Raw genomic sequence first — 21,794 nt, forward strand, 5'->3', positions numbered from 1 at the left:
AGCCGAGGAATTACGACATCGACGTGACCGAGCGCGAGCCCGCTCCGTCTGAGGCGCGCGCGAGCCCACAGCGCAGCGATCAGCATATGAGACCAACGCCATGCGGTCAATCCGGGGGCCATCAGTAGGCGATGACCTGGAGCCCTCGCTTGGCGACGATATTACCTCGAAGTTTCTCCGGTATGGAGATCCGCTCCGGGTCGCCATCGGAGACGTAGCGCTCGCCAGGGTGCTTGTTCAGCCATTCCAGCCAGTACTGGGAGCACCACTTGCGGCACTCGCCCTTCTTGCCGTTGCTCTGGATCCGCTGGATCGCGCCCCGGTCGAATTTTTTCGCGTAGGGCGAAAGCGACGGCTCGGCTCCGGCCAGGAACACGCCGGCGAAATCATAGCGGGTGCCGTCCCATGACCCCGTGCGGGCGAGCTTCTTCGGCCTGGGGATCGAGCCGTACGGTAACGCCATGGTCGTGGAGGGCGGCGCGCCGAGCTTCTTCAGCAGGCGCTCGATCCGCACGATCTGCTCGCGGACCTTCTTCTTCCCGAGCGCGCGCAGGTTGGGGTGGCCCCAGGTGTGATTGGCCACCTCGTAGCCATGGTCGACCAGCCACTTCACCGCGGCCGCCTGGGCGTCCCTGTCGACCAGCCCGAACGGCTCCCGGTTGATCCAGAACGTGGCGACCGGCCGGAACGACGGGTATTTCCTGGCCACCTCCTGGATGATGCCCACCGCCGTGTCGGGCTTGGGGTTGCCGCTCGCGTCGAGCGCGAAGTGGCTCGGGTGCCCGTCGTCGAAGGTGAGCACGACGGGGAACTTCCCCGCCGGCACCCTGATGTCGCCGGCGGCGAACTCCTTGGCGGTGATCGGCACGTAGCCCTGCTTGGCGAGCTTCTCCAGCTCCTTCCTGAGCTGGTCGGGCGTCCGGTCGATCGAGGCCAGCCGCTTGGCGAGGATCCGGTGGTACATGATCACCGGCACCAGCCCGGCCTCGTTGGCGCGCACCTGGCGGGCGAAGTCGGGGGTGGCCACGACCCCCGGCGGCTCGCCCGCCGGGGAGGGGCTCGGTGGCTCGACACTGCCCTGGACCTTGGCCAAGGCCCTGGCCGCCTCGGCGTGCGGACGTTTCTCGTCCGGTAACAGGCTCAGGCCGATGACGGCCACCGTGACCACCACGATGTTCGCGATGCCGATGATCCGCGTGAGGGGCGCTGAGATCTGCACAGAACTCCCGACCAATCGGTGAAATTACGTTCAGGTTAGTGCAGCCCTACCCCAAAAACTCAGTGTCCTGCATCCTCCCAGGTCCGTCCCACGCCCACGGAGACCTCCAGCGGGACCCGCAGGTGGTAGGCGGCGTTCATCTGGTCGCAGACGAGCTGCTTGAGCTGCTCCAGCTCCCCGGACGCCACCTCGAACACGAGCTCGTCGTGGACCTGCAGGAGCATCCTGGAGGTCAGCCCCTCCTCGCGGATGGCCTGGTGAACGTTGAGCATGGCGACCTTGATGATGTCGGCGGCCGAGCCCTGGATGGGGGCGTTGAGGGCCATCCGCTCGGCCATCTCGCGGCGCTGGCGGTTGTCGCTGGTGAGGTCGGGCAGGTAGCGGCGGCGGCCCATGATCGTCTCGGTGTAGCCGTCGGAGCGCGCCTGCTGGACGATGGCCTGCAGGAAGTCGCGTACGCCGCCGAACTCCTCGAAGTACTCCTCCTTCAGCGCCCGCGCCTCCGCCACCGGGATGTTGAGCTGCCCGGACAGCCCGAAGTCGGACAGGCCGTAGGCCAGGCCGTAGTTCATGGCCTTGATGCGGGCCCGCAGCTCGCCGTCGATCTGCTCGGGCGGCAGGTCGAACACGCGCGCGGCGGTGGCCTGGTGGAAGTCGTGGCCCGACTCGAAGGCCGCGATCAGCGACTCGTCACCCGACAGGTGGGCCATGATGCGCAGCTCGATCTGGCTGTAGTCCGCCGTCAGCAGCGTCTCGTAGCCCTCGCCGACGACGAAGCCCTGGCGGATCCGGCGGCCCTCGGCGGTGCGGATCGGGATGTTCTGGAGGTTGGGCTTCTCCGACGACAGCCGGCCCGTGGCGGCGATGATCTGGTTGTAGGTGGTGTGGATGCGCCCGTCGTCGGCGATCTCCTTGATCAGGCCCTCGACGGTGGTGCGCAGCTTCTGCTGGTCGCGGTGGCGCAGCATGATCGTCGGCAGCTCGTGGTCGGTCTGCGTGGCCAGCCATGCGAGCTGGTCGGCGTCGGTGCTCCAGCCGGTCTTGATCTTCTTCGTCTTGGGCAGGTTGAGCTTGACGAAGAGGATCTCCTGCAGCTGCTTGGGCGAGCCCAGGTTGAACTGCTCGCCGACGGAGCGGTGCGCCTCCTCCACGGCGTGCTTGACCGCGGCCCCGAACTCGGCCTCCAGCCCCGCGAAGTATTCGCCGTCGACCGCGATGCCCGCGCGCTCCAGCTCGGCCAGCACGGCCAGCAGCGGCAGCTCGACGTCGGTCATCAGCTGGGTGCCGCCGCGTCCGGCCAGGAAGCGCTCCAGAGCCTCGGCCAGCTCGCGCACCGCGTGGGCGCGCAGCGCGAGGTCCTTGGCCGGGGCGTCCTCGTCGTCGCCGAACAGCGCGGCCTGCCCGGTGGACTCCTCCTCGGCCCGCAGGTCGCGGTTGAGGTAGCGCCTGGCCAGGTCCTCCAGAGCGAACGTGCGCTGGCCCGGCATCGCCAGGTAGGCGGCGAGCGCGGTGTCGCAGCTCAGGCCGCGCAGCTCCATGCCCTGCGCCCAGAGCGCCAGGATGGGCCCCTTGGCGTCGTGGACGGCCTTGGGCCTGGCGTCGTCGGCCAGCCAGGCCCGCAGGGCCGCCTCGTCGGCCTCGGTGAGCTTGACGGGGTCGATGTGGGCGGCGGTGCCGTCGGGCGAGGCGATGGCGATGCCGTCGACGCGGCCGGTGCCGCTGCCGTAGGCGCCCTTGAAGGCCAGCCCGGCACGGCCCTCGGGCAGCGCGGCCAGCCAGCCGGCCACGCGGTCGGGGCCGAGCAGCACGGTCTCGACCTCGAAGCCCTGGTCGGGCTCCTGCTCGCCGGAGCCGAACACCTTGAACACCCGCTCGCGGAGCTCGCCGCGGAACTGCAGGCTGTCGAAGAGCTTGTTGATCTCCTCGCGCTCCCAGGCGCCCTGCGTGAGGTCGCCCAGATCGACGTCGAGCGGGACGTCGCGGAGCAGCTCGGTCAGCCGCCGGTTCATCAGCACCTGGGCGACGTGCTCGCGCAGCTTGTCGCCGACCTTGCCCTTGACCTCGTCGACCCGGTCGACCAGCGCCGTCAGGGAGCCGAACTCGCGCACCCACTTGGCGGCGGTCTTCTCCCCCACGCTCGGGATGCTCAGCAGGTTGTCGCTGGGGTCGCCGCGCAGGGCGGCGAAGTCGGGATATTGCGCCGGGGTCAGGCCATATTTCTCCATGACCGCCTCGGGCGTGAACCTCGTCATGTCGCTGATGCCGCGCCGCGTCATCAGGACGGTGATGTGCTCGTTGACCAGCTGCAGCGCGTCGCGGTCGCCGGTGACGATCAGCACGTTCATGCCCTGCTCGGCGGCGCGGGTGGCGAGGGTGGCGATGAGGTCGTCGGCCTCGAAGCCCGCCTTGGACAGGCGCGGGATGCGGAACGTGTCGAGCAGCTCGAAGATGAGCTGCATCTGACCGCGGAAGTCCTCGGGCGTCTCGCTCCTGTTGGCCTTGTAGTCGGAGTACGCCTCATGGCGGAAGGTCGGCTCCGACCGGTCGAAGGCCACCGCCACGTGGGTGGGCTGCTCGTCGCGCAGGACGTTGGTCAGCATCGAGGTGAACCCGTAGACCGCCTCGGTGTGCTGACCGTCGGTGGTCATCAGGTTGGCGTCCTTGAGCGCGAAGAACGCGCGGTAGGCCAGGGAATGCCCGTCAAGCAGCAGCAGGCACGGGCGGCTGGGGGTCACTTCACTCTTCGGCACATACGCAGCCTAGTCTGCGTGTGCGACAGAAAACCCGAGCTCGGAAGAGTGGAGACGTCCCTTTGACGCAGACCAACCCCCTGGACTTCTCGGTGTACGGCGCCACGCACGAGGGCACCCTGGCCGACCGCATGGGCATCGAGTTCATCGAGGCCGGTCCCGAGCGGGTGGTGGGCCGGATGCCGGTCGAGGGCAACACCCAGCCCTACGGCCTGCTGCACGGCGGGGCGTCGGCGGTGCTGGCCGAGACGCTCGGCTCGGTGGCGGCCGCCATCCACGCGGGTCCCGAGCGCATCGCCATGGGCATCGAGATCAACGCCACCCACCACCGCCCCGCGACGTCGGGATACGTCACGGGGGTCGCGACCAGGCTGCACGGCGGCCGGACGCTGGCGACGTACGGGATCGAGATCACCGACGAGCGGGGCAAGCTCGTCTGCACCTCCCGCCTCACCTGCATGCTGCGCGACAGGTGAAACTCCGGTCTCTTTGCGCACCATGCCCGCGGGTCGCTACGGTGGTCCGAACGCGAGCCCGTGGGACGGCCCAGTAGATAACGTGTACGGCCGGGGAAGCCTTACACGGCCCCAAAAGCCGGCCCGCGGGCTCGTCCAGCTTTCCCGCCGATCGTTATCCGTTCGTATCCGCCGAGCGCCAGGCGTCTACCCCGATTTAGCCCCTGACCAGGCTCGTTGTTTGCTCACATGAGTGACACGCACATGTCACTAATTGGTGACGAACGATAGTGAACCGGGCGACACCAGAATAAGCTCCCGCCACAGCATCCCAGTTGTGCCTGCGATGCGCGCGTGTCGAGATGGAGGGGCACAACCCCTTCTTGACCTACTTGAGGGAGCACCATTGCGCAGAGCCGTGATCGCGTTCACGGCCTTTCTGGGTGGACTCGTCTTTCTGCTGGCCGCCCCCGCCTCTGCGGGGACGGTCGACTGCCAGGGACTGAGGGGAACACTCAAACTCCAAGGCCAGCCAGTGAACGGCGCCAAAATCGCCGTGACCACCGAGAGCGGACAACCCGTCAAGGAGGTCACAAGCAACGCACAAGGCACGTGGGACGTTCAGGTCGACAAGCCAGGTAAATACAAGGTCACCCTGGATGTCGGCAGCCTTCCGAAGAACGCCGAGGTGCGGGGCGGCAACAACGTCCGCACGCCGACCGTCTTCGAGGGCAACTGCTCGACGGTCCTGTTCGCGCTCCAGCCCAAGGGTGCCCCGGGTCAGCAGCCGGCGGACAGCGGCGAGGAGACCACGTTCTGGGAGCAGGCCGCCCAGCTGACGTTCGAGGGGCTCAACCTCGGGTTGATCATCGCCCTGGCGGCGCTCGGCCTCTCGCTCATCTACGGCACGACCGGCCTGACCAACTTCGCCCACGGCGAGCTGGTCACGCTCGGCGCGATCCTCGCCTACGCGTTCAACGTGGGCTTCGGGCTGCATCTCATCCCCGCCGCGGTGATCGCCGTCGTGGTCGCCGGCATCCTCGGCTACCTGCAGGACCGCCTGTTCTGGGGCGTGCTGCGCAAGCGCGGCACCGGCACCATCGCCATGATGATCATCTCGATCGGCGTGGCGCTCCTGCTGCGCTACGTGTTCCTGATCTTCTTCGGCGGCCAGAACGAGGCCTACGCGCAGTACACCGCGCAGCCGGGCGTCGAGATCGGCCCCATCACGGCGGCCCCGAAGAACTTCGTCGCCATGGGCATCGAGCTCGCGGTCCTCGTCATCGTCGGCATCGCGCTGCTGCGCACCCGCACCGGCAAGGCGGCCCGCGCCGTGGCCGACAACCCCGCGCTCGCGGCCTCGTCCGGCATCAACGTCGACCGGGTCATCCGGATCATCTGGGCCTCGGGCGGCGCCATCGCCGCGCTGGCGGGCATCATGCTCGGCCTGTCACAGAGCCTCAAGTACACGATGGGCCAGGACGTCCTGCTGCTCATCTTCGCCGGCGTGACGCTCGGCGGGCTCGGCACCGCGTTCGGCGCGCTGGTGGGCTCGCTCGTGGTCGGCCTGTTCGTCCAGGTCTCCACCCTGTGGGTGCCGCCGGAGCTCAAGTCCGTCGGCGCGCTCGTCGTACTCATCATCGTGCTCCTCATCCGGCCGCAGGGCATCCTCGGCCGCCGCGAGCGGATCGGCTGATCGGGGGAGGATCAGAATGGACTGGATCACGATCATCAGCACGACGCTCAAGGCCGCGGTCGGCGTCGAGACAGTGCTGTACGGAATCGCCGCCATCGGCGTCAACATCCACTTCGGCTACACGGGCCTGCTCAACTTCGGCCAGGCCGCCTTCATGGGCGTGGCCGGCTACGGCCTGGCGGTCACCGTCACCGTCCTGGGGCTGCCGTTCTGGGTCGGCATCGCCGTCGGCCTGGTCGCCGCCGTGCTCCTGGCGATCCTGCTGGGCATACCGACCCTGCAGCTGCGCGCCGACTATCTCGCCATCGTCACCATCGCGGCCGCCGAGATCGTCCGGCTCATCTTCCGCTCGGTGGCGTTCAAGGACGTCTTCGGCGGCTCCGACGGCCAGCGCGGCTTCTCCGACGGCTTCTACGCGCTCAACCCCTTCCCCGAAGGGCAGTACGGCTTCAATCTCGGCCCGGTGCCGCTGTTCTTCAACAACCGGCAACTCTGGGTCATCCTCGTCGGCTGGGTGCTCATCGCCCTGGCCTGCACCATGGTCTACCTGCTCATGAAGAGCCCCTGGGGCCGCGTGCTCAAGGCCATCCGCGAGGACGAGGACGCCGTGCGCAGCCTCGGCAAGAGCGTCTTCTCGTACAAGATGCAGTCGCTCATCCTGGGCGGCGTCATCGGCTCTCTCGGCGGCTTCCTCTACGGCCTGGCCTACGCCTCGGTGCAGCCCGACGTGTTCGGCACCGAGACCACGTTCTACATGTACACGATGGTCATCCTCGGCGGCGCCGCCCGCGTGCTGGGCCCCGTCCTCGGCTCGATGATCTTCTGGGGGTTGCTGGTCCTCATCTACGGCGTGCTCTCCGAGGCGGTCGGCGCCGGGTACATCACCTTCATGGACACCAACCAGGTCGGCGCCCTGCGCTGGATCCTGGTCGGCCTCGGCTTGATCCTGTTGCTCATCTTCCGGCCACAGGGCATCTTCGGTGACAAGAGGGAGATAGCAATCGATGCACGCTGAAACCAACACGCAGGCGGGCACGTCCGAGCGCAAGGCCGCGGCCCTGGCGGCGTTCAAGGATCTGGCCCACGATCCCGGCGTGCCCAAGCCCGACCCCATCCTCGTGGTGGACAACGTGGTGCGCCGCTTCGGCGGCCTGACCGCCGTCGAGGTGGGCCACGTCGAGATCCAGCGCGGCTCCATCACCGCGCTGATCGGCCCCAACGGCGCCGGCAAGACCACGTTCTTCAACCAGCTCACCGGGTTCGACACGGCCGACTCCGGCTCGTGGACGTTCAACGGGCAGTCCATGAACGGCGTGCCCGCGCACAAGGTGGCCCGCGCCGGCATGGTGCGCACGTTCCAGCTCACCAAGGCGCTGTCCAAGCTGACGGTCATGGAGAACATGCGCCTGGGCGCCCAGCAGCAGAAGGGCGAGAACTTCTTCCGCGCGCTCGTGCCGGGCCTGTGGCGCGGCCAGGAGGACGAGATCACGGCGCGGGCCGAGGACCTGCTCGCCCGCTTCAAGCTCGACGCCAAGCGCGACGACTTCGCCGGGGCGCTCTCCGGCGGCCAGCGCAAGCTGCTGGAGATGGCCCGCGCGCTCATGGTCCAGCCCGAGCTGGTCATGCTCGACGAGCCCATGGCCGGGGTCAACCCGGCGCTGACGCAGTCGCTGCTCGGCCACGTCAAGGACCTGCGCGAGCAGGGCATGACGGTGCTGTTCGTCGAGCACGACATGGACATGGTCCGCGACATCAGCGACTGGGTGATCGTCATGGCCCAGGGCGCCGTCATCGCGGAGGGCCCACCCGCGACGATCATGTCCGACGAGCGCGTGATCGACGCCTACCTCGGCGCCCACCACGACGCGCCCCTGTCGGAGAGCGAACTGACGGCCCAGCTCCACGAGGCGGAGGCGGCGCTGGAGGCCGAGATCGAAGAGGAGACGCAGAAGTGACCGTCCCCGAGCCGGCCCAGTCGAAGGCGGCCGTCACCGACCGCAGCGCCCACCTGGAGGGCGCCAAGGACGCCGTGCTGCGCTGCGACGAGCTGATCGCCGGCTACCTGCCGGGCGTCAACATCCTCAACGGCTCCGACCTCTACGTCAAAGAGGGCGAGCTGATCGGCATCATCGGCCCCAACGGCGCCGGCAAGTCGACGCTGCTCAAGGCCATGTTCGGGCTGGTCAACATCCGCAGCGGCACGGTGCTGCTCAAGGGTGAGGACATCACGAACATGAAGGCCCACTCCCTGGTCTCCCGCGGCGTCGGCTACGTGCCGCAGACCAACAACGTCTTCCCCAGCCTCACCATCGAGGAGAACCTCGAGATGGGCGCCTTCCAGGTGCCGGGGAAGTTCAAGGAGCGCTTCGAGTTCGTCGCCGAGCTCTTCCCCGCGCTCAAGGAGCGGCGCAAGCAGCGCGCCGGCTCCCTGTCCGGCGGTGAGCGGCAGATGGTGGCGATGGCCAGGGCCCTCATGACCGAGCCGTCCGTGCTGCTGCTCGACGAGCCGTCGGCCGGCCTGTCGCCCAAGCTGCAGGACCTGGTCTTCATCCAGGCCCAGCAGATCAACAAGGCCGGCGTCACGGTCATCATGGTCGAGCAGAACGCGCGCCGCTGCCTGCAGATCTGCCACCGCGGCTACGTCCTCGACCAGGGCCGCAACGCCTACACCGGCACCGGGCGGCAGCTCGCCAACGACCCCAAGGTCATCGAGCTGTACCTCGGCACGCTGGCCAAGGCGTAAATCCCGATCAAGACGGCGAAGGGGCTTTTGTCAGCCCCTTCGCCGTTCTTTAATGAGCGCTGTGAAACGTTTGGCGACAGTCGCGCTCATGCTTCCCGTCCTGCTCGTCGGCTGCCAGGACAACGCCTCGTCCGCGTCCAAATACAGCACCGGCGGCGATCCCACCGACAGCCCGTGCGCCCGCGTGGTCTCCGCCATCGGGTACGCCGGCCTCATGCTGAAGCCCAGGGGCCAGGAGGAGCAGCAGCACTTCGAGGACGCCGTGATCGGCCGCCTGGCCGAGCTGCGCGGGATCACGCTGGAGTTCGGCGACCGGCTGCCCGACTCGCTCAAGGGGGCCGTACAGACGCTCAGGACCACGACCGCGGGGCTGTCCAGGAACGACGTGCCCCGCACGCGGCAGGTGGCGCTGCTCAAGCAGTACCGCGTGGCCGCCGACGAGATCGTGGCGGGATGCGCATAGACGAGAAGGGCCCGGCCGTGGCGGCCGGGCCCTTCTGTGTGCGGCGGCGGTACTAGCCGGCGATGTTGCCGGTGCGGTACTCGAGCGCCTTGGTGGCGTACTTGTTGTTGGGGCCGTACTGGTAGATGCCGATGGTGGCGACGGCCGGGTCACCGGCCTCGTTGAACTCGACCGGGCCGCTGACGCCCTCGTAGTCGATGTCCTTGCCGGCCTTCAGCAGGTCCACGCACTCCTTGAAGCTCTTGCACTTCTCGCCGCCCTTGCTGACCTCGGCCAGCTTGGCCGCGATGTCCACGCCGGCGTCGCTCTTGGCGGCCTCGGCGGCCAGCGCGAGCAGGTTGGCCGCGTCGTAGGACTCGGGGGCGTAGCTGAAGTCCTGCAGCTTGGGGTCGATGGCCTTCAGCTTGCTCTGGAACTCCTCGGGAGCCGCGGCGCCCGGGATCGTGCCCTTGACGCCGTCGAGCGTGCCCTTGGGCATCTTCACGTAGTTCGTGTTGGACGTGTTGCCGTCCACCATGTACCACTTGTGCTTGTCCGCGGGCAGGCCCTGCTTGACCAGCTCCGCGATGACCTTCGCCGTCTCCTCGAACCCGATCAGCACGATGCCCTTCGGGTTCTTCGCCTTGATCTTCGCCACGTCGGCCGAGAAGTCGGCCGCCTTCGGGTCGTAGTCGACGCGCTCGACGACCTCGGCGCCGCCGTCGGTGACGGTCTTCTGCACCTGGTCGGCCAGGCCGGTGCCGTACGAGTCCTGCATCGCGAGGATGCCGACCGTGTCGTTGCCGTCGGAGACCACGAGGTCGCCCAGCACGCGCCCCTGCAGCTTGTCCGGCGGCGAGGTACGGAAGTACAGGCCCTTGTCGTTGATCGTGGTGAACTTGTCGGAGGTGTTGGCCGGCGAGAACTGGATCACGCCCGCACCCGTGATCTTGTCGATCACCGACTCCGACACCGACGACGACGCGGCGCCGATGATGGCGTCGGCCTTCTGCGCCAGCAGCTTGTCCACCGACTGCGAGGCGATGTTGGTGGTCGTGTCACCCGAGTCCGTGTCGTACTTGGTGACCGGCTTGCCCAGCACGCCACCGGCCTCGTTGATCTCCTTGACGGCGAGGTTCACTCCCGCGATCTCGGGCGGGCCGAGGAAGGCCAGCGAACCGGTCTGGGGCAGCAGCGTGCCGAGAGTCAGCGTGCCGTCGCCCTTGGCCGCGGCGGGCGCCGACGACGATGGCGCGGCAGACGTGGACGTCTGCGTGGCGGTGTTGCCTCCGCCACCGCCGCAGGCTGTAAGGGCCAGGCTGGTGGCAGCCACGACAGCCAGCGCCCGCCCCACGGGAGCAATGCGGATCATGAAGTGTCTCCTTCATTTCCAGGCCGGGATCCGCCAGCGGCGCCGAGCGTTCCCGAACGAATGCTGGAAACGTACAAAACCGCTGCGTGCTCCAACCAGATGCACTGGGGAACTGTCGGCACTTGGATGCGGAGTCGTAATCACTCCTCAACTTACGGACCTGCGCAAGGACGCTTAATCTGCACTGGGTGAAGCGCTTTACGGTTCTGCTCGTGACGGCGGTGCTCCTCAGCGGTTGCGGCTCCTCCGAGCCCTCTCCCCCGCCTTCCGCGAAGCCGCCCGGCGGCGTATCCGTCTCGCTGGCGCAGTGGCGTTCGGACGAGCCCGCGCACGCGATCGAGGTGGCCGTCCGCAACACCACCGACACACCCGTCTATTTCGCCGACGTCCAGCTCGTCACGCCCTCGTTCAGGACGCTCCCGCCGCAGCGGATCGACAGCGCCATCAAGAAGACCGAGCGCACGGACCTGCGCATCCCGTACGGCCCCGCCAACTGCACCCCCAAGGGCCTGCCCGAGGTCCGGCCCGCCACCGTCGTGGCGCACCTCAGCACCGGCTCCGAGCCGCCGCGCAAGGTGGTGTTCGACGTGCCGCACCCCGACCCGCTGCTGGCCAGGCTGCTGCGGGACGAGTGCTCCGAGTTCCTGATCAAGGAGGCGGCGGACATCGAGTTCGGCCCGGAGTGGAAGGAGTCGGGCAAGGCCATGCGGGGCGAGCTGGTGGTCACCCGGCGCGGCGAGGGCGCGGTCACTCTGACCGACATGGGCGGGACCACCCACTTCATCGCCACGCCCGGCCACCGGCCCCTGGGCGTGCTGGCGGCCGGGCAGCAGCGGATGGAGGTGCCGATCGCGCTCACCCCCGGCCGCTGCGACCCGCACGCGTTCGCCGAGGCCAAGAAGGCGTTCCTGTTCCCCGTGCGGGCCAGCATCGACGGGGGTCAGGAACGCGTGGTCATCGTGGTGCCGCCCAAGCCGCTGCAGGACCGCCTCATCACGTACGCGCTGAGGACGTGCGGCTTGGGCGGATGAGGGTCAGCCCTCGATCTTGCCGGTGCGGTACTCCAGCGCCTTGCCGGGGTACTTGTTGTCGTCGCCGTACTGGTAGACGCCGATCGTCGCCACCGACGGGTCACCGGCGTCGTCGAACTCCACCGGCCCGCTGAGGCCGTCGTAGTCGATGTCCTTGCCGGCCTTGAGCAGGTCGACGCACTCCTTGAAGCTCTTGCACTTCTCGCCGCCCTTGCTCACCTCGGGCAGCTTGGCCGCGATGGCCTTGCCGGTGTCGTCCTTGGCGGCCTCGGCGGCCAGCGCGATCAGGTTCGCCGCGTCGTACGACTCCGCGGCGTAGGTGTAGTCCTTGAGCTTGGGGTCCAGCTCCAGGAGCTTCTTCCTGAACTCGTCGGGCGCCTCGGCCCCGGGGATCGTCCCCTTGACGCCCTTGAGCGTGCCCTTGGGCATCTTCTGGTAGTTGGTGTTCGACATGTTGCCGTCCACCATGTACCACTTGTACTTGTCGGCCGTCAGGCCCTGCTTGACCAGCTCCGCCACGACCTTGGCGCCCTCCTCGAACCCGATCAGCACGATCGCCTTCGGGTTCTTCGCCTTGATCCTGGCCACGTCGGCCGAGAAGTCGGCCGCCTTCGGGTCGTAGTCCACGCGCTCCACGACGCTCGCGCCGGCGTCCTCGGCGGTCTTGGTGATCTGGTCGGCCAGGCCGGAGCCGTACGAGTCCTGCATGGCCAGGATGCCGACGGTGTCGTTGCCGTCGGCGGCGACCAGGTCGCCCAGCACGCGGCCCTGCAGCTTGTCCGGCGGCGCCGTGCGGAAGTACAGCCCGTTGTCGTTGATCGTGGTGAACTTGTCAGAGGTGTTGGCCGGCGAGAACTGCACCACGCCCGCACCCGTGATCTTGTCAATGATCGACTCCGACACCGACGACGAGGCCGCGCCGATGATGGCGTCGGCCTTCTGCGCCAGCAGCTTGTCCACCGACTGCGAGGCGATGTTGGTCGTCGTGTCACCCGAGTCCGTGTGGACCTTGGTGACCGGCTTGCCCAGCACGCCACCGGCCTCGTTGATCTCCTTGACGGCCTGGTCCACACCGGCGAACTCGGGCGGGCCGAGGAAGGCCAGCGAACCCGTCTGCGGCAGCACCGTGCCCAGGGTCAGCGTGCCGTCACCCTTGACCGCGGGAGCCGAAGAGGCCGCCGCGGACGGGGCCGCCGAGTCGGACTGCTTCGCGGCCGTGTCACCACCGCCTCCACCACAGGCCGTCAGAGCCAGGCTCGCCGCGGCTGCGACGGCCAGTACGCGTCCTGCTGGAGCAATGCGGATCATAAAAGAGACTCCCCCTATCTCAACGAAGGAACGATCACCTTCGCTGCGTTTTCCGAGCTCAGCATGCCTGTTTGGCGACGGAATCGGGAGTTCTTACGCCGCTTTTATGCGGATTCGTAATGTCCCAAACACGGCCGGTAATGGCGTGTTTCGTAAGAGTTACCGACTTCTGTCAGCGTTGATGACCTTGGCGGGAAATTTCGGGATCTGGGGTGGAATGTGGGGGCATCAGTCGGCGATGCGGCCCCTGCGATATTCGAGGGCCCTGCCGGTGTCGAACTTGTTGTTCGCGCCGTACTGGTAGACCCCGATCGTCGCCACCGACGGGTCACCCACGTCGTCGAAGTCGACGGGCCCGCTCACGCCGTCGTAGTCGACGTCCTTACCGGCCTTGATCAGGTCCGCGCACTCCTTGAACCCGGCGCACTTCTCCCCGCCCTTGCTCACGTCCACCAGGTTCGCCGCGATCGCCGCCCCCGAGTCGTCCCCGGCCGCCTCGGCGGCCAGCGCCACCAGCGTCACGGCGTCGTACGACTCCGCCGCGTACGTGAACTCCGTCAGCTTGGGATTGACCTGCAGCAGCTTCTTCCGGAACGCCTCCGGAGCCGCCGCGCCGGGCAGCGTGCCCTTGACGCCCTTCAGCGTGCCCTTGGGCATCTTCAGGAAGTTGGTGTTCGACATGTTGCCATCCACCATGTACCACTTGTGCCGGTCCGCCGTCACACCCTGCTTGACCAGCTCCGCCACGACCTTCGCCGTCTCCTCGAACCCGATCAGCACGATGCCCTTCGGGTTCTTCGCCTTGATCTTCGCCACGTCGGCGGAGAAATCCGCCGACTTCGGGTCGTAGTCCACCCGCTCCACGACACTCACCCCGGCCGCCTCGGCCGTCGCGGCGACCTGATCGGCCAGCCCCGAACCGTACGAGTCCTGCATCGCCAGGATCCCCACGGTGTCATTGCCGTCGGACGCCACCAGATCGCCCAGCACCCGCCCCTGCAGCTTGTCCGGCGGCGCCGTACGGAAGTACAGCCCCTTGTCGTCGATCGTGGTGAACTTGTCCGAGGTGTTGGCCGGCGAGAACTGCACCACCCCAGCGCGGGTGATCTTGTCGATGATCGACTCCGACACCGACGACGCGGCCGCCCCGATGATCGCATCCACCTTCTGCGCCAGCAGCTTGTCCACCGACTGCGAGGCGATGTTGGTCGCCGAGTCACCCGAGTCCGTGTCGACCTTGGAGACGGGCTTGCCCATGACCCCGCCCGCCTCGTTCACCTCCCGCAGCGCCAGATCGGCGCCCGCGAACATGGGCGGGCCCAGATAGGCCAGCGAACCCGTCTGCGGTAACACCGTACCGATCGCCAGCACGCCGTCCCCTCTCCCCGCCGAAGCCGACGAGGACGGACCGGACCTCACAGCCGTCGTGCTCGTACACGCCGCCAGCACCAGGCACCCCGCAGCGAGAAGGGCCGGCCCTCGGGCCACCGTGCGAACCGGCGCGCAAATGGAGCGGATCATCGAAAGCGTCTCCGTTCGAGATGAGCGAACCTGCCGTCCACCCATCAGTTACGCGCCGGAGCACCTCCCACGAAAGCGCCCGAAGCCGGTTGGATGCCCACTCGTGACCACACCACAACCCACCGGCCCGAACCAGCTGATAAAGGACCCACTCAGCTCCGCTCGGCCGCGTCGTCGATAACGATCTGAGCAACCTCACGCATGCTCAACCGCCGATCCATCGACGCCTTCTGGATCCACCGGAACGCCTGAGGCTCGCTCCAACCGTGCTGCGTCATCAACAGCCCCTTGGCGCGCTCCACCAGCTTCCGCGTCTCCAGCCGCTCCGACAGGCTCGACACCTCGGCCGCCAGCGCCACCATCTCCTCGTGCCTGCTGACCGCCATCTCGATCGCCGGCACCAGATCCGCCTTCGTGAACGGCTTCACCAGATAAGCCATCGCCCCCGCGTCCCTGGCCCGCTCCACCAGGTCACGCTGGGAGAACGCGGTCAGAATCAGGCACGGGGCGATCCGCTCCGCCACGATCCGCTCAGCCGCCGAGATACCGTCGAGCACCGGCATCTTCACATCGAGGATGACGAGGTCGGGCTTATGCTCGGCGGCCAGCCGGATCGCCTGCTCACCGTCGCCGGCCTCGCCGACGACGACGTAACCGTCCTCCTGGAGCATCTCCTTGAGGTCGAGGCGGATCAGGGCCTCGTCTTCCGCGATCACTACTCGCCGCTGCGTACTCACGAGCAGAAGAGTACCGATGTCCGGTAGATTAGATCCACGCCGGTGCGGCTCGAGGCAGTACACTCCGAGATCGCATACCGGACAAACCCCACCCGCCCCGGTATTCCAACGGCAGAGAACGCGGATTCAAAACCCGTACAGTGTGGGTTCGAATCCCACCCGGGGCACCGACCAGCCGCCCGGCCCTTTCGGCCGGGCGGTTTTGTCGTACCTGCCTGCAACACTCTCCGCATGTACGATCTCGCCATCCGTGACGAAGCGCTCCGCTTGCTCGCCCCGGGACTCAGCATCAGCGAGACCAGCCGCCAGACCAGCGTCAGCCCCGCCACGATCCGCCGGTGGCGTAACCGGCCGACGCATGAGTCTCCGATGACCGGCACATGCCCACGTTGCGCGTCGCAGCCCCATTCCCCTGCTCCTGCCGACATTACGCTTACCTGCTGGGCCTCTACCTCGGCGACGGCTGCATCTGCTGGGTGGGCGACAGATCCAAGCAGGTTGGGCCCTACGGATCGCATGCGCCGACAGGTGGCCTGGCCTCGTCGAGGAATGCGTCGAAGCCCTTCAAGCCGTTCGGCCGACCAACAAGGTCCGCGTGAGACAGCTAGAAGGGTGCAAAGACGTCAACTCCTACTCCAAACACTGGCCACATCTGTTCCCTCAGCACGGCCCCGGCAAGAAGCACAATCGTGCGATCGTGCTCGACCCGTGGCAGCGAAAGATCGTTACATCCCACCCTGGACGCTTCGTCAGGGGCCTTATGCATTCCGACGGCTATCGCGGGGTAAATCGGGTGCGCCGCCCGCTCCCCAGCGGCGTGCGCTGGTACGAGTACCCGCGCTACTTGTTCAAGAACGAGTCCTCCGACATCCTCGCCCTCTGTGGTGAGGCTCTTGACCTACTTGGCATCGCCTGGCGATTCAACAAGCGCAACGAGCTGTCCGTCGCCAGGCGCGAGGCCGTCGAACTGCTGGACGTCCACGTCGGCCCCAAATACTGACGCGTCACGGTGTCCAGTCGGGCGAGCGGCCCAGGAGGGCGACGACCTGGTCCAGGGCCGGGGCGTCGGCGGCGACGGGCAGGCCGGGGAGGAACGCCTTGCCCTCGCCGCGCGACTCCGGGGTGTCCGGCACCTGCCGGGTCAGGGGGAGGGCGGCCGCGGCGAGGTCCTCGTCCACGTTGGGCGGGACGCCCAGGGCCTTGGCGAAGTCCCAGCCGTGCACCACGCAGTCGATGAAGTGGAAGCCGATCGCCAGCGTCGCGGGGAACGGCCCACCGTCACGTATCTCCGGGAGGTGGAACGGGCGGTCGAGGACGCCGTCGGTGGCGAAAGCGGCCAGGACGGCGCGGGCGGAGGCGGCGTGCTCGGCCGCCGGGTCGGCGCCCAGGGGGCGGGGCCGCCAGCCGGCGAGGTCTGATCGCTGTCCCGAGGCGGCGAACGCGAAGCCGTGGTTCTGCGCGATCTGGTGTTCCAGCAGGTCGCGTACGGTCCATCCGGCGCACGGCGTCGGCCGGTCCAGGTCGTCCGGCTTGAGGGTGTCCAGGAGGTCGATGGTGGCCTGCACGGAACGCCGGTTCAGTTCAATGATGTCTACCAAGGCACAGTCCCTTCATCGTCATAGAAGCCGCCCGTCGGCCCGTCGGGGCCGAGGGTGGCCAACCTGACGATGATGGCGGCGCCGTCCGCGGCGGTGCGAGTGATTTTGTACGGCAGGTCCTTGGTGAGGTCGGTGGCGCAGGCGCCGGGGGCGGCGGCGTTGACCAGGATGCCGTCCTTGCGGAGTTCCTTGGCGTACTGGACGGTGAGGGCGTTGAGCGCGGTCTTGGAGACCGGGTAGGTGGCCATGGGCGGCAGGCCGGACATGTAGTGATCGGGGTCGGTGTGATGGGCCAGGGAGCCGACGCCGCTGGAGACGTTCACGATGCGGGCCGCTGATGAGCGTCTGAGCAGGGGGAGCATGGCGTTGGTGACCATGAGGACGCCGATGATGTTGGTCTCGAACACGTCCCTGAGGTCCTGCGGGGGCGTGGCGCCGGGCGGCCGGCCCACCGGGCCGGAGATGCCGGCGTTGTTGACGAGCACGTCGAGGCGGGTCAGCGCGGCCGCGGCGGCCTCGATGGTGGCCGGGTCGGTGACGTCCAGCACGATCGTGCGTACGTCGCCGCCGGCCGCTCGGAGGCGGGCCGCGGCGTCCTCTCCCCGCTCGCGGTCGCGGGAGCCGAGCAGCACGGTCATGCCCTCGCGGGCGAGCCCCGCGGCGACCTCGTATCCGATGCCCTTGTTCGCCCCCGTCACAAGAGCCGTCGTCTTATCAGGGGTCTTATCCGTCATGTCAGGAAGCACACCACCGCTTGCCACGCCGGGGCCAACACCGGATGGGTCATGGCCAATACCCTGAGGGTATGGAGACGCGCGAGCTGACCTATTTCGCGGCCGTCGCGGAGGAGCTCCACTTCGGGCGGGCGGCCGCGCGGCTCGGCATCGCGCAGCCGCCGCTGTCGAGGGCGATCCAGAAGCTGGAGCGGCGGCTCGGGGTGACGTTGTTCGACCGGTCGGGGCGGCGGATCGCGCTGACTCCGGCGGGCGAGGTGCTGGCCAGGGAGGCGGCCAAGATCCTCGACGCGGTGGCCGCCGCCGCCGTGCGCACGCAGCGGGCAGGGCGAGCCGAGCCCCGGCTGGTCGTGGTGCTGAAGGCGGGCGGCGACGGGGGCCTGCTGCCGGAGATCCTCGCCGCCTATCGCGCGCATCCCGACGCCGTGGAGGTGGAGCTGGTGCTGTGCGCGGTGACGGAGCGGGCGCGGATGCTGCGTGACGGCAGGGCCGACGTGGCGTTCCTGCACAGCCCGTACGAGGATCTGACGGGCTTCGACAGCGAGCCGCTCCGGGTCGAGGGCAGCGTGGCGATCCTGCCGCCAGGGCATCGGCTGGCGGAGCGCCCCTTCGTACGGCTGGCCGACCTGGCGGACGACCCGGCGCCGTGCTGGCCCGGCGAGCATCCCGACATCAGTGATCCGGCCACGTTGATGCAGCTGGTGGCGTTGGGTCGGTTGATCGCCGTGGCGCCGGAGTCGGTGTCGGACCACCTGCGGCGCGACCTGGTGGCCGTGCCGGTGCTCGACGGCGCGCCAACGACCGTGGTGCTGGCCTGGCCCGAGGGGACGCGGTCGCGGGCGCTGGCGGCGTTCGTGCACACGGCGGCCACCGTCGCGGCACAGCACCCCGCCGCGGCCTTCACAGGGTCGCAAAAGGCGTGGTAAGGAGCTTTCGGGAGCGCTCCCACCGGGAATACCGTCTCAAGATCGATGAAGACGGGGGTGGGGCGGGATGCCGTTGAGCGTGGCGGATCGGGAGGCGTTCCTGGCGGAGTCGTACATCGCGAGCCTGGCCGTGGAGGCGGGTGACGGGCGGGCGCCGCTGACCGTGCCCGTCTGGTACGACTACGCCCCCGGCGGCGACATCCGGTTCCTGACGGACGGCGACTCCCGCAAGGCCCAGTTGATCGCGAAGGCGGGCAGGTTCTCGATGCTGGTGCAGCGGGTCAGCCCGACCTATCGGTACGTGTCCGTCGAGGGCCCGGTCACCGGCTCCGAGCACACGACGCTGGATGACCTCACCCGCATCGCCTCCCGCTACCTGCCGCCCGACGCGGTGGACGGATATGTGCAGGGCTCCGACCTGCACGCGCTCGTGACGTTCAGGATGCGGCCGGAGCACTGGCTCTCCGCCGACCTGGGCGCCCTCGGCTGACCCGCGAACGGTATTTTTGGGCTCGTGACTGCTATCGATCCCACCTCGACCGGCGCTTTCGGCGTCGGGCTCGCGACCATCGCCGCCGACGGCACCGTACTCGACACCTGGTTCCCCGCCCCCGAGCTGGGCGACGCGCCCGTGACGGGCACCGAGCGGCTCTCCGCCGGCGAGGCCGGCGACCTGGCCGAGCGGCCCGAGCTGCTGGAGCTCGCGGGTCCCGACGCGGCCCGGGGTGTGGAGGTGGTGGCGGTACGCACCGGCATCGCCAAGCTCTCCGAGGCGCCCGTGGACGCGCACGACGTCTACCTGCGGCTGCACCTGATCTCCGCGCGCCTGGTCAGGCCGCACGGGGTGAACCTGGACGGCATCTTCGGCCTGCTCGCCAACGTCGTGTGGACCAACTTCGGCCCGTGCCCAGTGCCGGGCTTCGAGCGGACGCGCCTGCGGCTGCGGGCCAGGGGCGCGGTGACGGTGTACGGGGTGGACAAGTTCCCGCGGATGGTGGACTACGTGCTGCCTTCCGGCGTGCGGATCGCCGACGCCGACCGGGTACGCCTGGGCGCCCACCTGGCCGAGGGCACCACGGTCATGCACGAGGGCTTCGTGAACTTCAACGCCGGCACGCTGGGCGCCTCCATGGTCGAGGGCCGCATCTCGGCCGGTGTGGTGGTCGGCGACGGCTCCGACGTGGGCGGCGGCGCCTCGATCATGGGCACGCTGTCGGGCGGCGGCAAGCAGGTCATTTCGATCGGCGAGCGCTGCCTGCTGGGCGCCAACGCGGGGATCGGCATCTCGCTGGGCGACGACTGCGTGGTCGAGGCGGGCCTCTACGTGACGGCGGGCACGAAGGTCGCCCTCCCGGACGGCACGGTGGTGAAGGCGGCCGAGCTGTCCGGCTCCAACGGGATCCTGCTGCGCCGCAACTCGCAGTCGGGCGCGGTCGAGGCGGTGCCCCGCACGGGCCAGGGCATCGAGCTCAACGCCGCTCTGCACGCCAACTGACGCTTGCTTGCCTGCGCGGGCGGCGCTCCGGACCCTGTCGCCCGCGCACAGGCTGCATGCAGGGCCGGCAGCGCTGATCTCCGGACCGCGCCTCCTCGTCGCCCTCCCGCACACGCAGGCGCCGCGGCAAGGTGCCACCGTCATGCGGGCGCCATGTGGGGTATCCCGCCGCAGGGCCCGTGGGCGCCATGTGGGCTATCCCGCCGCAGGGCCCTTCGGTGCGAAGGGCCCGTCGCGGCGGAATCAGTGCGCGTGGGAGACGGCCGAGCCGATGGTGTGGACGCGCAGGGCGTTGGTGGAGCCCGGGGTGCCGGGAGGCGAGCCGGCGACGATGACGACCTTGTCGCCCTTCTCCAGCCGCCCCGACGACAGCAGCGACGCCTCCACCTGCCGCACCATGTCGTCCGTGTGGTGCACGAACGGCACGTGGTACGTCTCCACCCCCCACGTCACCGACAGCTGCCCCCGCACGTGGGGCGAGGACGTGAAGGCCAGGAGCGGGATCGGCGAGCGGTAGCGGGCCAGGCGGCGGGCCGTCTCGCCGGACATGGTGAAGGCCACCAGCGCCTTGGCCCCGACGACGGCCCCCACCTCGGCGGCGGCGCGCGCGATGGCGCCACCGGTGGTCTCCGGCATGCGCTCGAGCTTGTGGGTGGCGTGCAGGGACGTCTCCTCGGCGGCGCAGGCGATGCGGTCCATCGTGGCGACGGACTCGATCGGGTAGTTGCCGACCGACGTCTCACCCGACAGCATGACCGCGTCGGCGCCGTCCATGACCGCGTAGGCCACGTCGGAGGCCTCGGCGCGGGTGGGCCGCGGGGCGTTCATCATCGAGTCGAGCATCTGGGTGGCGACGATGACCGGGTGGGCCTTCTCGCGGCAGAGCTCGATGATGCGCCGCTGCACGATCGGCACCTGCTCCAGCGGCAGCTCGACGCCGAGGTCGCCGCGGGCCACCATGATGCCGTCGAAGGCGTCGACGATCTCGGGGAGGCGGTCGACGGCCTGCGGCTTCTCGATCTTGGCGATCAGCGGCAGACGTACGGCCTCCTGCTCCATGATGTTGCGCACCACGTCGGCGTCGGAGGGGCGGCGCACGAAGGACAGGGCGATCATGTCGAAGCCGGTGCGGAGCGCCCAGCGCAGGTCGGCCTCGTCCTTGTCGGTCAGCGCGGGGGCGCTGACGTTGACGCCGGGCAGGTTGAGGCCCTTGTTGTCGGAGATCATGCCGCCGATGACGACGCGGGTGACGATGCGCTCGCCGTCGACGCGGGTGGCCTCGAGGACGAGGCGGCCGTCGTCGACCAGGATCGTGTCACCGGGGCGGACGTCGTTGGGCAGCCCCTTGTAGGTGGTGGAGACCTGCTCGCGATCGCCCGGCACGTCTTCGGTGGTGATGGTGAAGACGTCGCCGAAGCCCAGCCGGACGGGGCCCTCCTCGAAGGTCCCGACGCGGATCTTGGGGCCCTGCAGGTCGGCCAGCACGCCTACCCCGCGGCCGAGGTCGGCCGCCACCTCCCTGACGCGGTCATAGACCTCTCTGTGCAGGTCATGGTTGCCATGGCTGAGGTTGAACCGTGCCACGTCCATGCCGGCGGCGATCAGCTCGCGCAGGCGTTCCTTGGACGACGTGGCGGGGCCTAGAGTGCAGACGATTTTCGCGCGACGAGTCACGAGCCCTACCTTAATTGGTACAGACCACTTGGCAGTCACTGACGACGGAGAACGTAGCCCACGTAGGAGAACAGAACGAGAACGGCGACCCCC

Annotated in this window: 20 protein-coding genes and 1 tRNA gene; 12 read left to right on the forward strand and 9 right to left on the reverse strand. The window is 68.7% G+C overall.

The annotated features are described in order from the left end of the window. Positions 1 to 121 precede the first annotated feature (121 nt). Both AB0H84_RS05035 and polA read right to left on the reverse strand, forming a co-directional pair. Entirely contained in the window at positions 122 to 1,219 is a 1,098-nt protein-coding gene (locus tag AB0H84_RS05035) for a polysaccharide deacetylase family protein (RefSeq protein ID WP_357598306.1), read from the reverse strand. A gap of 59 nt (positions 1,220 to 1,278) precedes the next feature. Further along, positions 1,279 to 3,969, reverse strand: coding sequence for a DNA polymerase I (polA, locus tag AB0H84_RS05040; protein ID WP_357598308.1), 2,691 nt, complete (start codon positions 3,967 to 3,969; stop codon positions 1,279 to 1,281). Positions 3,970 to 4,100: 131 nt separating this feature from the next. On the opposite strand from polA, the gene AB0H84_RS05045 reads away from it, so the two are divergent. The 6 genes from AB0H84_RS05045 to AB0H84_RS05070 all read left to right on the forward strand — a co-directional run bounded on the left by AB0H84_RS05045 (position 4,101) and on the right by AB0H84_RS05070 (position 9,326). Beyond that, positions 4,101 to 4,445, forward strand: coding sequence for a hotdog fold thioesterase (locus AB0H84_RS05045; RefSeq protein ID WP_357599630.1), 345 nt, complete (start codon positions 4,101 to 4,103; stop codon positions 4,443 to 4,445). A gap of 514 nt (positions 4,446 to 4,959) precedes the next feature. Then, positions 4,960 to 6,120: a branched-chain amino acid ABC transporter permease gene (locus AB0H84_RS05050; RefSeq protein ID WP_357598311.1), complete on the forward strand. Its 1,161-nt coding sequence runs from the start codon at positions 4,960 to 4,962 to the stop codon at positions 6,118 to 6,120. A gap of 16 nt (positions 6,121 to 6,136) precedes the next feature. Continuing rightward, the gene (locus AB0H84_RS05055; protein WP_357598314.1) at positions 6,137 to 7,135 is read left to right on the forward strand and encodes a branched-chain amino acid ABC transporter permease; all 999 of its coding nucleotides are present in this window, start codon (positions 6,137 to 6,139) and stop codon (positions 7,133 to 7,135) included. Continuing rightward, a complete protein-coding gene (locus tag AB0H84_RS05060; protein WP_357598317.1) occupies positions 7,125 to 8,075 on the forward strand; it encodes an ABC transporter ATP-binding protein in 951 nt (316 codons plus the stop codon). Before AB0H84_RS05055 ends, AB0H84_RS05060 begins: the two co-directional genes overlap by 11 nt. Positions 8,076 to 8,128: 53 nt before the next feature. Then, complete coding sequence (locus tag AB0H84_RS05065; protein ID WP_357599633.1) at positions 8,129 to 8,863, forward strand: ABC transporter ATP-binding protein; 735 nt, start codon at positions 8,129 to 8,131, stop codon at positions 8,861 to 8,863. Between the two features lie 88 nt (positions 8,864 to 8,951). Beyond that, the gene (locus AB0H84_RS05070; RefSeq protein ID WP_357598319.1) at positions 8,952 to 9,326 is read left to right on the forward strand and encodes a hypothetical protein; all 375 of its coding nucleotides are present in this window, start codon (positions 8,952 to 8,954) and stop codon (positions 9,324 to 9,326) included. A gap of 52 nt (positions 9,327 to 9,378) precedes the next feature. Here the strand turns inward: AB0H84_RS05070 and AB0H84_RS05075 are convergent, their stop codons facing one another. Further along, on the reverse strand, positions 9,379 to 10,677 hold the full coding sequence (locus AB0H84_RS05075) for an ABC transporter substrate-binding protein (protein ID WP_357598322.1): 1,299 nt from the start codon (positions 10,675 to 10,677) through the stop codon (positions 9,379 to 9,381). Between the two features lie 188 nt (positions 10,678 to 10,865). Between AB0H84_RS05075 and AB0H84_RS05080 the strand changes: the two genes are divergently transcribed. Then, entirely contained in the window at positions 10,866 to 11,708 is an 843-nt protein-coding gene (locus AB0H84_RS05080; protein ID WP_357598324.1) for a hypothetical protein, read from the forward strand. Positions 11,709 to 11,711: 3 nt separating this feature from the next. On the opposite strand, the gene AB0H84_RS05085 is transcribed toward AB0H84_RS05080, so the two are convergent. From AB0H84_RS05085 to AB0H84_RS05095, 3 genes are all read right to left on the reverse strand, one after another. Further along, positions 11,712 to 13,016 carry an ABC transporter substrate-binding protein gene (locus AB0H84_RS05085; RefSeq protein WP_357598326.1) on the reverse strand — a complete coding sequence of 435 codons (1,305 nt, stop codon included), beginning with the start codon at positions 13,014 to 13,016 and terminating at the stop codon, positions 11,712 to 11,714. A 228-nt stretch (positions 13,017 to 13,244) separates the two neighbouring features. Further along, positions 13,245 to 14,387 (reverse strand): ABC transporter substrate-binding protein, encoded by a 1,143-nt coding sequence (locus tag AB0H84_RS05090; protein WP_357598329.1) that lies wholly within the window; start codon positions 14,385 to 14,387, stop codon positions 13,245 to 13,247. Positions 14,388 to 14,689: 302 nt separating this feature from the next. Beyond that, on the reverse strand, positions 14,690 to 15,274 hold the full coding sequence (locus tag AB0H84_RS05095) for a response regulator (RefSeq protein WP_357599636.1): 585 nt from the start codon (positions 15,272 to 15,274) through the stop codon (positions 14,690 to 14,692). A gap of 94 nt (positions 15,275 to 15,368) precedes the next feature. Here AB0H84_RS05095 and AB0H84_RS05100 point away from each other — a divergent pair. Further along, a tRNA-Leu gene (locus AB0H84_RS05100) sits at positions 15,369 to 15,441 on the forward strand. Positions 15,442 to 16,067: 626 nt separating this feature from the next. After that, on the forward strand, positions 16,068 to 16,274 hold the full coding sequence (locus AB0H84_RS05105; protein WP_357598332.1) for a hypothetical protein: 207 nt from the start codon (positions 16,068 to 16,070) through the stop codon (positions 16,272 to 16,274). Between the two features lie 4 nt (positions 16,275 to 16,278). Here AB0H84_RS05105 and AB0H84_RS05110 read toward each other — a convergent pair whose 3' ends face one another. Both AB0H84_RS05110 and AB0H84_RS05115 read right to left on the reverse strand, forming a co-directional pair. Next, positions 16,279 to 16,872 carry a TIGR03086 family metal-binding protein gene (locus AB0H84_RS05110; RefSeq protein WP_357598334.1) on the reverse strand — a complete coding sequence of 198 codons (594 nt, stop codon included), beginning with the start codon at positions 16,870 to 16,872 and terminating at the stop codon, positions 16,279 to 16,281. Beyond that, the gene (locus AB0H84_RS05115; RefSeq protein ID WP_357598336.1) at positions 16,866 to 17,606 is read right to left on the reverse strand and encodes an SDR family NAD(P)-dependent oxidoreductase; all 741 of its coding nucleotides are present in this window, start codon (positions 17,604 to 17,606) and stop codon (positions 16,866 to 16,868) included. Before AB0H84_RS05115 ends, AB0H84_RS05110 begins: the two co-directional genes overlap by 7 nt. A 71-nt stretch (positions 17,607 to 17,677) precedes the next feature. On the opposite strand from AB0H84_RS05115, the gene AB0H84_RS05120 reads away from it, so the two are divergent. The 3 genes from AB0H84_RS05120 to dapD all read left to right on the forward strand — a co-directional run bounded on the left by AB0H84_RS05120 (position 17,678) and on the right by dapD (position 20,027). After that, complete coding sequence (locus AB0H84_RS05120; RefSeq protein ID WP_357598338.1) at positions 17,678 to 18,532, forward strand: LysR family transcriptional regulator; 855 nt, start codon at positions 17,678 to 17,680, stop codon at positions 18,530 to 18,532. Positions 18,533 to 18,599: 67 nt separating this feature from the next. Then, on the forward strand, positions 18,600 to 19,022 hold the full coding sequence (locus AB0H84_RS05125) for a pyridoxamine 5'-phosphate oxidase family protein (RefSeq protein ID WP_357598340.1): 423 nt from the start codon (positions 18,600 to 18,602) through the stop codon (positions 19,020 to 19,022). 24 nt (positions 19,023 to 19,046) lie between these two features. Then, on the forward strand, positions 19,047 to 20,027 hold the full coding sequence (gene dapD, locus AB0H84_RS05130) for a 2,3,4,5-tetrahydropyridine-2,6-dicarboxylate N-succinyltransferase (protein ID WP_357598342.1): 981 nt from the start codon (positions 19,047 to 19,049) through the stop codon (positions 20,025 to 20,027). A 243-nt stretch (positions 20,028 to 20,270) separates the two neighbouring features. Here dapD and pyk read toward each other — a convergent pair whose 3' ends face one another. Next, on the reverse strand, positions 20,271 to 21,701 hold the full coding sequence (gene pyk, locus AB0H84_RS05135; protein WP_357598344.1) for a pyruvate kinase: 1,431 nt from the start codon (positions 21,699 to 21,701) through the stop codon (positions 20,271 to 20,273). Positions 21,702 to 21,794: the final 93 nt, after the last annotated feature.

This window comes from Nonomuraea sp. NPDC050786, from assembly GCF_040654115.1.
GTDB lineage: Bacteria > Actinomycetota > Actinomycetes > Streptosporangiales > Streptosporangiaceae > Nonomuraea.